Source organism: Streptomyces sp. NPDC000594, from assembly GCF_040299965.1.
GTDB lineage: Bacteria > Actinomycetota > Actinomycetes > Streptomycetales > Streptomycetaceae > Streptomyces.
In genome coordinates this window covers 20,564-33,233 of the sequence record NZ_JBEPCY010000054.1, presented here as the reverse complement: position 1 = coordinate 33,233, position 12,670 = coordinate 20,564, and the positions used below count along the sequence as shown (strand labels likewise).

Annotated in this window: 9 protein-coding genes and 1 pseudogene; 2 read left to right on the top strand and 8 right to left on the bottom strand. The window is 73.2% G+C overall.

Going from position 1 to position 12,670, the window contains the following annotated elements; translation table 11 throughout:
• Together ABT354_RS36540 and ABT354_RS36535 are read right to left on the bottom strand one after the other, a co-directional pair.
• A pseudogene (locus ABT354_RS36540) lies at positions 1 to 227 on the bottom strand (hypothetical protein); the annotation flags it as partial.
• 220 nt (positions 228 to 447) lie between these two features.
• Entirely contained in the window at positions 448 to 2,670 is a 2,223-nt protein-coding gene (locus ABT354_RS36535; RefSeq protein WP_351502071.1) for an MMPL family transporter, read from the bottom strand.
• A gap of 376 nt (positions 2,671 to 3,046) precedes the next feature.
• Between ABT354_RS36535 and ABT354_RS36530 the strand changes: the two genes are divergently transcribed.
• Positions 3,047 to 3,511: an SRPBCC family protein gene (locus tag ABT354_RS36530; protein WP_351502069.1), complete on the top strand. Its 465-nt coding sequence runs from the start codon at positions 3,047 to 3,049 to the stop codon at positions 3,509 to 3,511.
• 114 nt (positions 3,512 to 3,625) lie between these two features.
• A complete protein-coding gene (locus ABT354_RS36525) occupies positions 3,626 to 4,888 on the top strand; it encodes an FAD-dependent oxidoreductase (RefSeq protein WP_351502067.1) in 1,263 nt (420 codons plus the stop codon).
• Between the two features lie 110 nt (positions 4,889 to 4,998).
• Here ABT354_RS36525 and ABT354_RS36520 read toward each other — a convergent pair whose 3' ends face one another.
• The 6 genes from ABT354_RS36520 to ABT354_RS36495 form a co-directional block, all read right to left on the bottom strand.
• A complete protein-coding gene (locus ABT354_RS36520; protein WP_351502065.1) occupies positions 4,999 to 6,240 on the bottom strand; it encodes a cytochrome P450 in 1,242 nt (413 codons plus the stop codon).
• A gap of 290 nt (positions 6,241 to 6,530) precedes the next feature.
• Positions 6,531 to 6,938 carry a hypothetical protein gene (locus ABT354_RS36515; protein ID WP_351502063.1) on the bottom strand — a complete coding sequence of 136 codons (408 nt, stop codon included), beginning with the start codon at positions 6,936 to 6,938 and terminating at the stop codon, positions 6,531 to 6,533.
• Positions 6,939 to 7,084: 146 nt separating this feature from the next.
• The gene (locus ABT354_RS36510) at positions 7,085 to 8,122 is read right to left on the bottom strand and encodes a ketoacyl-ACP synthase III family protein (protein WP_351502061.1); all 1,038 of its coding nucleotides are present in this window, start codon (positions 8,120 to 8,122) and stop codon (positions 7,085 to 7,087) included.
• Positions 8,123 to 8,175: 53 nt separating this feature from the next.
• Complete coding sequence (locus ABT354_RS36505; protein WP_351502059.1) at positions 8,176 to 9,786, bottom strand: phosphopantetheine-binding protein; 1,611 nt, start codon at positions 9,784 to 9,786, stop codon at positions 8,176 to 8,178.
• Positions 9,776 to 11,347, bottom strand: coding sequence for a class I adenylate-forming enzyme family protein (locus ABT354_RS36500; protein ID WP_351502057.1), 1,572 nt, complete (start codon positions 11,345 to 11,347; stop codon positions 9,776 to 9,778). Before ABT354_RS36500 ends, ABT354_RS36505 begins: the two co-directional genes overlap by 11 nt.
• Complete coding sequence (locus ABT354_RS36495; RefSeq protein WP_351502055.1) at positions 11,344 to 12,408, bottom strand: ketoacyl-ACP synthase III family protein; 1,065 nt, start codon at positions 12,406 to 12,408, stop codon at positions 11,344 to 11,346. Before ABT354_RS36495 ends, ABT354_RS36500 begins: the two co-directional genes overlap by 4 nt.
• Positions 12,409 to 12,670: the final 262 nt, after the last annotated feature.

Genomic DNA, 12,670 nt, shown 5'->3' with positions numbered 1-12,670 from the left:
ACCGCGCCGAGCCCGCCGAGGGCCAGCCCGGCGCCCGCCACCCCCGCCGTGGTCCGCAGCACGGTGCGGCGGGTCGGGGGTACGGCGGCCCCGGCCCCGGATTCCGTACCGCCGACGGGGCCGCTGACGGAGCCCCCGGCCGAGCCGCTGTCGAAGTCGCCGTCGGGGCCCGGGCTGCCGCCGGTGCCGCCCGGGCCGCCCGTCTGAGGGTGTCCTGCGTCGTTCATCGAGCCTCCACGAGAGCTGATGGTCCGCTGCCGGTTGTCATGACCTCGTGGAGGACCCTGGCCGCTGAAACGGCTGATGCGCAAGAGGCCCGTTTGGACTCTCGCGCATCAACCCATGGACTTATGCGGCAGGTACACCGGGGCCGGACGGACCGGGCCCCGCGGCCTCGGGGAGAGGACGCGGGGCGGGACGCCGGTCAACCGGCGTGACGGGGTCGCCTCACTTGACCGAGGCGGGGGTCCGATCGCGTGGCTCCGTCTCCGCACCGGACCCGGCGACGCTGACGGGAACGGTGTGGAGGGCGGCGGGCGCCTCCTTCCGGTCGGGGAACACCTTGCGGTGCAGGGCGCGCAGGGGGGCGGGGGCCCACCAGTTGGCCGCGCCCAGCAGGGTCATCAGCGAGGGCACCAGCAGCGCCCGGACGATCGTCGCGTCGATGAGGACCGCGAACGCCGCGCCCAGGCCCAGCTCCTGGATGAACACCAGCCGGGAGGCGGCCAGCGCGCCCACCGGCACACAGAACAGGACGGCGGCGGAGGTCACGATGGAGCCGGTCTGGGAGAGCCCCTTGGCGACCGCCTCCCGCTCGCTCAGCCCCGAAGCGCGGGCCTCCTTGATCCGGCTGAGCAGGAAGACGTTGTAGTCGGTGGAGAGACCGAACGCCAGCGCGAAGACCAGCAGCGGAGTGGTGGCCTCCAGCCCGTTCTGGGCGGAGAAGCCGAGATTGCCGTCCTGGAAGACCCAGACCAGGAAGCCGAACGCGGCACCCGTGGAGAGGGTGTTCATCACCAGCGCCATCAGCGGCAGCACGATCGCCCCGGAGAAGGCGAACAGCAGCAGCAGGGTGACACCGGCGAGGATCGCCCCGGCGAGCGGCAGATGGTCGCCGATGCTCTCCTCCTGGGCCAGATAGTCCGCCGTCGTGCCGGTGAAGTTCGCCGCGTACGGGGTGGTCAGCTCCTGCACCGAGTCCACGGCGTCCTTCGCCGAGTCGTCCAGCGGGTTGCCCGCCAGCACGGCGTCGATCTCCCAGTGCCGTCCGTCCAGTTCGAACGGCGCGGCGACGGATTCGACACCCGGAACGTCCTCGATCCTCTGCACATACTCATTCAGCCGGGCGGAGTCGGGCCTGCCGTCGGTGGTCAGCACGATCTGGAGGGGAGAGGTCCCCGGGTCGTCGAACTCCCGTGACATATCCGCCGCCACCCGGCCCGCGCTGGTCTCCTGCGGCAGCAGGGACGGGTCGACACCGGTGAAGCGGACCCCGGCCAGCGGCGAGGCGATGAGCAGCAGCACACCCGTGGCGATCAGGGCGAACATACCGGGACGCCGCATGACCCCGGAGGCCATCTTGTGCCAGCGGCCCTCGGACTTCGCCGTGGTGCCCGCCGTGCGCTGCCAGCGGCGCGGCGCGAGAGAGTTGATCCTGTGCCCGAGCACACCCAGCAGGGCGGGCAGCCCCACCAGGGCGAAGAGCGCCGCCGACAGCACCGTGATCACACCGGCGAAGCCCATGGAGCGCAGATACGGATGCGGGAAGGCGGTCAGCGCCGCCAGCGCGGCGGCCACCGTGAGCGCGCTGAACAGCACCGTACGGCCCGCCGTGGCCACCGTGTTGCGTACCGCCTCGGCACGGTCCCGGCCCTCGCCGACCTCCTCCCGGAAGCGGGAGACGATCAGCAGCCCGAAGTCGATGGAGAGACCCAGGCCCAGCGCGAACGCCAGACTCATCGCCCCGGCCGACACGGTCATGAAGTCCGTGGTCAGCCGCAGCCCCGCCATGGTCAGCAGCAGCGAGACAATGCCGCCGAGCAGCGGGACGAAGGCCGCCACCAGACCGCGGAAGACCAGGAAGAGCACGACCAGGGTGATCGGGAACGCGATCATCTCGGCGTTGGTGACATCCTCGTCCGAGATCTTGCCGACCTGGACATGGCCGGCGGTGGCACCGCCGAGCGAGGTGCTCTCCGCGAGCAGCGGATCGGCCTTGATCGCCTTCTGCAACGCCTCCTCGGCGTCGACGGCGGTCTTGTCGGAGATGCTCCGCACCGCGCCGACCACGATGGTGCTGCGGCCGTCACGGGAGATCAGCGCCGATCCGGCGGCCGAGGAGGCGTCGACGACCTGCTTGACCTCGGGGCGCGCACGCAGCAGCTCCCCGGCGGCCTTGACCTCGTCCGGGACGGGCGCGCCCGCCGTCACCTTCTCGTCGGTGCGGACCAGCAGCACATACCCCTGCTGGGGGTCGATGCCGGTGGCACGGGCGATGGTCTCCCGGGCGGCGACATTGCCGCCGCTCGGGTCGTCGTAGTCGGAGAGCCCATTGGTGAGCTTCTCCGAGACACTCCCCCCGTAGGCCGTGGCCAGCACGGTGACCACGAGCGCCAGTAACAGGACGGCGATTCGTCGGCGGTGGAGGGCCGAGCCCAGAGCGGAGAACATGGCTTCCTTCCTTCCCCCGGGACCACGGGCAGGGCGGGCGCGGAGGAGGGTGGGGGCGTTGGGGCGCGTGGACGGCTCGCACCGCCGTCCGGGTCGGGGACGGAGCGCATACGGGCCGCGTAGCGTTCATCGTCGGGCAAGCCGCTGAATTCCCGCTGGAGCGAGCCCTCGCCGAAGAGCCTGCTGAGCACCGCCAAAGCCCCGCTTGAGCCGGACGCCGCCGTCCGTGCCCGCGCGCGGGGCCCACCGGTAGCGTCGGGGGCGGGGCACCCCGCCCGCGACGCCGGGCCGGGTACAGCGCGCAGCCCGACGGAAGCCGGGCGCGGTCGCTCCCGCCCCGGCCCCCAGCCCGAGGAGAGCCCGAGGAGGGCCCGCCGTGCGCCGGATCTCGTCCACCGTCCATATCGACGCCGACCCGCACGCCGTCTGGGCGGTGCTCACCGCCTTCGACCTCTTCCACGCGTGGAACCCCTTCCTGGTTCGCGGCAGCGGCACCGCCCTGACCGGCGCCCGGCTCTCGCTGCGGATGCGCCGGTCCGACAACGGCCGGGAGACCGGCTTCACCGTCCGGGTCCTGCGCAGCGACCCGCCGCGGCTGCTCCGCTGGCGCGGGCGCCTCCCCTTCCCCGGACTCGCCGACGGGATCCCCGGACTCTTCGACGGGGTGCACACCTTCGAGCTGCGCCCCGAGGGCGGCGGTACCCGGGTCCTCCAGGAGGAGGTCTTCACCGGGGCCCTCGTCCCCTTCACCGCCGGGACGCACGACCGCACCGTGACCGGCTTCACCGCGCTCACCGACGCGCTCAAGGTCCGGGTGGAGTCCCCGCGCGCCACCGGCTGACCACCCGCCGGCCGCCGCCCCGGGTCCTCGTCGGGGCCGGTCCTGCAAGGGCAGCTTTAGCCCGGCGCCGGACGATCGACCGACCATGACTCCGCTGGAGAGGCAGCAAAGACGATGACAGCAGAGCTGACCGCACAGGTGTGCGTGGTCGGAGGAGGGCCGGCCGGGCTCACGCTCGCCCTGGAACTGGCCAAGCGCTCCGTATCGGTGGTGGTCCTGGAGCAGAGCGGACACTTCAACAGATCGTTCCGCGGTGAGTCGGTCTCCCCCGACTCGGTGTGGCTGCTCGACCGGCTCGGACTCCTCGACCGGCTGGAGGGCGAATACGCCCAGATGCACCGCATGGAGATCATCGACGGCGGCAGTACGGTGATGCGCACCGACTTCTCCGACTTCGACTACCCCCAGCCCTATCCCGTGGAACTGCCGCAGCCCGCCCTGCTCGCCGCGCTCGCCGCGACGGCGGGGGAGCACCCGGGCTTCACCCTCCGCCAGGGCGCCACCGCCGTCGGACTGCTGCGGGAGAACGGGGACAGCGGCCCGGTGACCGGGGTCCGCGCCCGTACCCCCGAGGGTGAGCTGACCGTCCGCGCCCAGCTCACCGTCGCCGCCGACGGACGGTTCAGCAAGGTCCGGGAGATGTCCAAACTCCCGTACGAGAAGCTGCCGCTGGACCGGGATGTCATCTGGCTGCGGCTGCCCTTCCCGCCGGAGTGGGACTTCAACACCTATCGCATCCGCATCCTCGGCGGTGAGCACGGCCTCTTCATCCCCACCCACCCCGACAGCGTCCGGGTGGGCCTCAACATCCCCAAGGGCGGACTGCGGGATCTGCGCGCCCAGGGGCTGACCGCCCTCCACGAGCGCCTCGACCGGCTCGCGCCCGAACTCTCCGACTCGGTACGGACCGTGGTCGACAGCTGGTCCGAGACCTCCATGCTGGACATCTTCACCACCCTGGTGCCCCAGTGGTCCATGCCCGGTCTGGTCCTGATGGGCGACGCCGCCCACACCCTCACCCCCATCCTCGGCCAGGGGGTCAACCACGCCATCATCGACGCGGTCACCCTCGCCCCGCTCCTCGACGACGCGTTCGCCGCCGGCGGGGGAGCGGACCGGCTATTCGCCGCCGGACAGGAGTTCCAGCGCACCCGGGAGGAGGCGGTACGTCTCTCCCGCGGCCTCCAGCTCCGCCAGGAGAAGCTGTTCGCCCTCGACGGACGGGCCGGCGGGATCTTCCGCCGCTCGCTCTACCGGGTGGTCAGCAGCAGCCACGCCCTCCAGCGCCGGGTCCTGGCCCGCGCCTACTTCCAGGTCCAGAAGCCCGGCCCGATCGAGGCGAAGAAGGTCCTGGCCCGGCCCGTCTCCCGCGCCTGACCCCCGTACCCCCGTACCGCCCTGCCCCCGTACCGCGTATCCACCCCCCACAAGACCACTGCCCGGATCCTCCTCCAGGGATCCGGGCAGTGGTCCGTGCGGTACCGGCCTCACCAGGTGACGGGCATCCGCTGGAGCGCGTGCACCATCATGCCGCTGGTCATGCTGAGGTTGGCCACCTCGTCGGCGAGGGCCAGGGTGGGGAAGCGGCGGGCCAGCGAGGTGAGGGCTATCTGGAGCTCCGCGCGCGCGAGGGCGGCACCGATGCAGAAGTGCGCGCCATGGCCGAAGGCCAGATGGGCCGAGGCCGTCGGCCGGGCCGGGTCGAAGGCGCCCGGCGCGTCGCCGAACCGCCCCGGGTCCTGGTTGGCCGAGCAGACCGAGGCGATGACCCCGCTGCCCCGGGGGATCACGGTGTCCGCGATCTCCACATCCTCCAGGGTGATACGGAACGGGCCGCCGTCGCCGATGGGGTTGAGCCGCAGCAGCTCCTCCACCACCTTGTCGGCCGACTCCGGGTTCTTCCGCAGCGCCTCCAGATGCTCCGGGTGGCGCAGCAGCGTCAGCGCACAGGTCCCGATCATGCTCACGGTGGTCTCATGGCCGGCCACCAGCAGGGTGATGCCCATGGTGATCAGCTCGATCTCGCTGAGCCGCTCACCGTCCTCGTCGTGCACCTGGACCAGGGCGCCCATCAGATCGTCGGTGGGCTCGTCGCGCTTGCGCTGCACCAGCTCGCCCAGGTACGTCACCATCGACATCCGCTGCTCGATCACCTCCTCGGCGGTGTGCGAGGTGAGCGAGACAAAGGCGTCGGACCAGCCCCGGAAGCGGTCCCGGTCCTCGAAGGGCACGCCCAGCAGCTCGCAGATGACCATGACGGGGAGCGGGAAGGCGAAGGTCGGGTTGAGGTCGACCGGCGGGGACAGCTTCTCCATGCCGTCCAGCAGCTCATCGGTCATCTCCTGGATGCGGGGGCGCAGATTCTGCACCCGGCGCGCGGTGAACTCACGGGAGACCAGCTTGCGCAGCCGGGTGTGCTCCGGCGGGTCCATGGTGAAGAGGCTGCCGCCCATCGGCGGTGCGGCGGTCAGCCGGGGCGCGCCCTCCGCGAGCATCGCCGCCCGGCTGAACCGCAGATCGGAGAGGACGGTACGGACGTCGTCGTACCGGCTGACCACATAGCCGTCGTCGCCGCTGGGGAGCCGCACCTTGGCGACGGGGCACTCGCCGCGCAGCTTCTCGTAGACCGGTGGCACCTCCACCGCGGAGGGACGCGGGAACGGGTAGTGGAGTTCGGTTTCGTCCGCCGGGACGGCCTGGGCCGCGGGCTGCGGTGAGGCGGTGTCCATCGTGTGGCCTCCAGGTACGGGGAGTTCGGTGGGACATGGCACTGTCCGCCGAGCGTCGCAGGAGGGCCTTGCGCATGGATGAAGCAGCGGTGGAGCCCGCCGTCGGTGTCCCGCCCGGAGCACCCGGGGCACCCGAGCACCCGGGGGGACGGCGCACCCGGGGCGGCGGTGGGGCCCGGAACGACGGTGGGCCCGCCGCCCCGGAGACGGGGGCCGCGGGCCCGGTGCCGGCCCCGTGCACGGTGGTACGGGGCCGGGCGGCGCGGTCGCGCCGGGGGAGGGGATACGGGTCAGCGCTGCCAGCCCTCGGGCGTCGCCAGGCCGAAGCCCGCCGCCCGGGAGAGCGCCACACCGGTGAGCCAGGCCATCCCGAAGGTGAAGGGCGCCGCGATGTCCTCCGGCTTGTCACCCAGGAAGGTGAAGACCACCATGATGCCGAACGGGATCGCCGCACGGTTGAGCAGATTGTGCGCCGGGACCAGCCCGGACGGCAGTCTTCCCGCCTCCGCCCGGCCCCGCCCCACCAGCCGGGGCAGCAGCGGCAGGGCGGCGCCCACCAGGGCGCCCGGGATCACCCAGCCCTGGTGTTTGGCCATCTCGAAGACATCCCAGGCCAGCAGGAAGGTGCCCAGCGCCCCCCAGGCGAGGCGCACCCCGCCGGAGGTCGAACTCCGGGTGGCACCCGTCGGTTCGGTCATCACCATGTATCTCTTCCCCTCGATGTCGAGGTGTCGACGGCCGGGTCCGCCGCCCGGCCGTGGAACGGTCGAACAGTGGAGTATCCGGCACCTCGCTGGAGTTCCGGTGGAGCCGCGCCCGGGGGCACCACGGCCGGGCCGAGGGGTCAGCCCGCCGTACCGGAACTCTCCCACTCGGGTGTCTCCAGCACCTCCAGCACCGCACAGGTGCAGCTGAAACCGGAGCCGCCGCCGACCAGCAGCACCCGGTTCCCCGGCCGCAACTCCCCGCCCTCCAGCAGATGGTTGAGCCCGGCGAGCTGGTCGCCCGCGCCCAGATGCCCCACCGTACGGGCGAACTCCCAGGTGGAGCGCTCCACCGGGATACCGAGCAGCTGCGGCAGCTGCCACTCCAGCCGGCTGCGCCCACTGGCCAGCGCGACCACCCGGTCGATGCCGTCCCGGTCGGTGCCCGCGTCCGCGAGGACCGTCTCCACCACCGAGTCCACCACCGCCGCGACCCGCTCGGTCGCCTCCCGGACACTGCCCCGGGACCGGATGTAGTGGCCCACCCGGCCCAGCAGATCCAGCGGCTCGGCGGTGGGCAGCGGCTTCAGCTCCGGCCCGCGCACCACCGCCTCCAGCGAGCTGTCCGCGCCGCTCGCCGTCGCCAGCAGCCGGGCCACCCCGCCCCGCTCCGACAGCAGCACCGCGGTGCCCCCGTCGCCGTAGACAAAGCCGGGCTCGCTCGACCAGCGCCGCACCAGCGGTGCGCCGAACCGGTCCGCGGTGGTCACCATGGCCGCCCGGGCACCGCCCGCGACCTGCCGGGCGGCCACCTCCAGGGCGCCGAGCCCGCCGTTGCACTCCTGCTCCAGACCGAAGGCCACGGTGGCCCGCCCCAGGGCATGACCGGCCACATAGGAGGCCGCGGGCCACATCGGGACGCCCTGGAACCAGATGGCGCTGTGGATCAGCAGCTCCACCTCCGCCGCGTCCAGCCCCGACCGCTTGAGCGCGGTGGTGGCCGCGTGCACCGCCATGTCCGGCGGGGCCACCGACTCGTCCGCGACCGAGACGGACTCGATCGCGTCCGCCGCGTACTGCTCCGGGTCGTACGCACCCGCGTCGACCGCCGACCGCGCGGACTCCCGCTCGCCCAGCCAGACACCGGTTCCCGCGATGTACACGCCTTCCCAGCGCATGAGGGTCTCCTCTCTCCTCGGCGACCGGCTCCGCCGGCCGCCCGATCAGCCGGTCAGGCGGGGCCGACGGCCTGTTCCCGCAGGGCCGACACCACACGCCAGAGCGAGGCGGGGGTGGCGAAGGTCGCCGCCACCAGCTCCGCGTCGGGGATGGCGATCCCGTACGCCGACTCCACCCGCACCAGCACCTCCACCATGGCCAGCGAGTCGAGCCCGGCGGCCTTGAGACTGGTCGCGTCGGTGAGCGGCGCCTTGGCGCGCAGCCTCGGCAGCACCTCGAAGAGCAGGGCCTCGTACTCCTCGTCCCAGGGCGGTGTCCCGGTGGCTGCCGTATCCGCCTCGGCGGTGATCTCGGTCATGGTGGCGATGTCCTCCGTACGGGGTTCCGGTGCGGGCTGGATGTGCTGGCGGCTCAGCGCGAGCCGGGTCGCGGAGACGGTCTCGGCGCCGTCCACGAGCACCTCCGCCGGGGCGGGGTGGCCGAGGAAGCCCAGCAGGCTGGCCGAGAGCCCGTACGCCCCCACATTGGGGAAGACGAGCAGATCGCCGGAGCGCACCCCGGGCAGCTCGGCGGCGCGCGCCAGGATGTCCGCCGGGGTGCAGAGCGGACCGGCCAGGGTGACCGTGCCGGACTCCTCCGCCGCCCCGTCCCCGGGGGCCTCGCCGTCGGCGGGCCCGGTCGGCCGGGGCTCCAGCGGCTGGGCGTTGAGCGGCAGCAGCCGGCCGAGGCCGGCGAGCCCGCCCAGATGGTTGATGCCGGAGTCCAGGACCGCGTAGTCGCTGCCCCGGCTGTGCTTGACATCGGTGACGGTGACCACCAGCCGGCCGCTGTCGCCGACCAGATAGCGGCCGGACTCGAAGGCGATCACCGGCTCGCCGTCCCGCCAGCCCGGCAGATGCTCGTCCAGCACCGTGGTCAGCGCGGTCCGCAGCCCCTGGTAGACGGGGCGCTCCCCGGGAGTGGCATAGGGCGCGGCGAATCCGCCGCCCAGATCCAGCAGCTGGAGCGGGATGCCCAGCTCCTCGCGGAGCTGCGCCGCCGTGCGGATGCTCTGCGCCAGCTCGGCCCGCAGCCCCTCCTCGTTCCGGGCGTTGGTGAGCGGGAAGAAGTGCATCCCGACGATCCGGGTGCCCTTCGCCAGCAGCCGGGACCGCTCGGTGACCAGACCGTCGAGGTCGAAGCCGAACTGGGAGGGCCCGCCGGTCATCCGCAGCCCGGCCTGGCCCGGCGCGCCCGCCGCGTTGATCCGCAGCACACAGTCGGCGGTGACGCCCTGGGCGGCGGCGGCCTCACCGATCCGCTCCAGATCGCCGAAGGACTCGGTGGAGAAGGTCCGCATCCCGGCGGCGATGGCCTCGTCCAGCTCCGCGCGCACCTTGCCGGGGCCGGAGTACATCAGTTCGGCGGCCGGGTGCCCCGCCTCCAGTGCGGCGGCCAGCTCCCCGCGCGAGGTCACCTCCGCACGGGCACCGCCCCGGCGCAGCTCGGCGACGAGCCCCGGATGCGGATTGGCCTTGAGCGAGTAGTAGATCCGGCTGGGCTGGGGCAGCGCGGCCCGCAGATCCTCCAGCGCGGCGCGCACCCTGGCCAGGTCGTACAGGTACAGCGGACTGCCGTACCGCTCGACCAGGACGCGCTCGGGCAGGTTCCTCTCAGTCGCCATCGCTTCCCTCCACCAGCCGCCTGCGCAGCTCCTTGCGGTCCGTCTTGCCGTTGGGGGTGAGCGGCAGGGCGTCCAGCACCCGGCAGAGGTCGGGCACCTTGGCCGCCTCCAGCCGCTCGCCGAGCCGGCCCAGTACCTGTTCCGCGGTCAGCTCGCCGGTGACGAAGAGGACCATGTCCCGGTCCTCCTCGGGCACCAGCAGCGCCGCCTCGCGTACCCCGTCGATGTCCAGGGTCGCCGCCTCGATCTCCACCGAACTCATCCGGGAGCCCCGGCGTTTGAAGAGATCGTCGCGGCGGCCCTGGAAGTAGACATGGCCGTCCTCGTCGAGCCAGCCGTAGTCCCCGGTGTGCAGGGTGACGACCCCGCTCACCGGATCGTGCCGGAAGCGCAGCGCGGTCGGCTCCGGGGCCCGCCAGTACCCCGCCATCACATGCGGTCCCCGGACACAGAGTTCGCCGATCTCGCGCGGCGGCAGCGGACGGCCGTCGTCGTCCAGGGAGAGCACCTCGGTGCCGTCCAGGGCCGGGCCGACCGAGCCGGGCCGGGCGAGATCGCCGTCCGGCTCCAGGATCGTGATCCGCTTGCATTCGGTGGTGCCGTACATCGGGGCCACCGCCGCGCCCGGGAAGGCCTCCCGCAACTGGGCGATCAGCGGGGCGTTGAGGGCGGCGCCGGTATTGGTGAAGAGCCGGATCCCGGTCGGCCGGGGGTCGCGTCCGCCGAGCCGCACCAGCAGCTCGCCCAGGGAGGGCACCAGCGGCACCACGGTCGCGCCGTGGTCCCGGGCGAAGCCCAGCAGCCGGGCGTGGTCGGCGGGGCCGGAGAGCAGCAGTTCGGAGCCGGCCAGCGCGGCGAGCAGGATCTGATAAAGGCCGTAGTCGAAGGAGAGCGGGACCGCGGTGAGCACCACATCGTCGGGGGTGTAGTTCAGCCGGGCGGCTATCGCCCGCGCCGCGTACGCCACCGGGCCGTGCGGACAGGCCACCGCCTTGGGCGCGGAGGTGCTGCCCGATGTGTAGATCAGCAGCGCCAGCCGGTCGGCGGGAACCTCCCGCTCGCCCCGCTCGTCGGGGGCGTCCGCCGCGCCGCTCAGGTCCAGGTCGTCCACGACGGCGACCGGTACCCCGGCGGGCCAGGTGAGACCGTCGGCGCCGGCGCGCTCGGCGGTCTCGGCGACGATCAGCGAGGGCTCGGAGTCGGCGAGGACCGCCTTGAGGTGGAACGCCTTCATCCCCGGGTTGATCGGGACGAGGACGGCACCGCGGCGCCAGGTCCCGTACAGCAGCGCGGTGAACTCCCGGACGCTGCCGACCCGGGCCAGGACCCGGTCGCCGGGGACGATCCCGTACCCGTCGAGGATCCGGCCGAAGGCGTCGGAGGCGGCGTCCAGTTGGGCGTAGCTCCAGACGCCGTAGCGGTCGCGGACGGCCGGGGCGTCGGGGGCCTTGGCGACGGCCGCGGTGAGGAAGACCTCGGCGGCGTTCTCCACCCGGGCCGCGCCGGGGGTGCCCACGGCATTGTCGATCACGGCCGTGGCGGGCCACTGGGCGGCGGTCATGAGGCCTCCTCCGCGTTCCGCTCGCCGGCGGCCGGGGACGACCAGTCGGGCGTGGCGGTGATCTCCAGGACGGCGCAGCTGGCGGCGCCGGGGCCGGCGGAGAGCAGCAGCACCCGGTCGCCCGGTGCCAGCTCGCCCCGCTCGGTGAGGTCGTTGAGGGCGGCGAACTGGTCGCCCGCGCCCAGATGTCCCGCATGGCTGCCGAACTCCCAGGTGGTGCGCTCGCCCGGTACCCCGAGGAGCTGTTCGGCCTGCCACTGCATCTTGTTGCGGCCACCGGTCGGGAGGACCGCCCAGGCGATGTCGGAGCGGTCGGTGGCCGCCTCGTCAAGGGCCTGGTCGACCACGCCCTTGACCATGGCGATCAGCCGGTCCGTGGCCTCGCGGATATTGCCGCCGTGGGAGCGCAGATAGTGGGCGAAGCGGGCGGCGTGGTCATAGGGCTCGGCGGTGGGCAGCGGGCTGAGGCCGGCGCCCCGGGCCAGGGCCTCCATCCGGTTGTCGGCGCGGGTGGCGGTCGACAGCACCTGGGCGAAGCCGCCCCGGTTGGAGAGGACCAGCGCGGTGCCGCCGTCGCCGTAGACCAGCCCCGCCTCGGCGCTCCACCGGTTGATCAGCGGCTCGGCGAAGCGGTCGGCGGTGGTGAGCACGGCGGCGGCGGGGCCGGACTCGGTGGTGAGATGGCGGGCGGCCAGCTCCAGCGAGGCCACGGCGGCGTTGCACTCCTGCTTGACCTCGAAGGCCGGAACGGACCAGTGGACGGCGTGGTCGGCGACATAGGACGCCACCGGCCACATGGTCTGGCCCTGGAACCAGACGTAGTTGTGGAGGAGCAGCCGCACCTCGGCGCTGTCCACGCCGGACCGCTTGAGGGCGGTGGTGGCCGCGTGGACGGCCATGTCGGGCGGTGCGACCTCGTCCCCGGCCACCCGGACGGAGCGCAGGCCGTCGGCCTCCCACTGCTCCGGGTCGTACTCACCCGCCTCCACGGCGGCGCGTGCGGGATAGGGTTCGGGGAGCCAGGCACCCGTTCCCGCCACGTAAACGCTTTCCCAGCGCATGGTTCTCCCATCGTCGGTGGGCCGGTCCGCGGTCGCCGCCGCACGCCGGGGCGTGCGGCGGCTCCCCGGGATCTGCCCTCGCGGGGATCGTCCGCCTGACTGCTATGGCCCGGCTAAAAGACCGGGCCGGTCCGGGCCGTCCGTACCGCCGTCCGTACCGCTGTCCGTCCGGGCCCGGCCGTCCGCACCGCCGCGGGTCCGGTCCCGGCCGCCCGCGCCGCGCACACCGATGGCCCCGGACCGGTCGGTCCGGGGCCGTGGC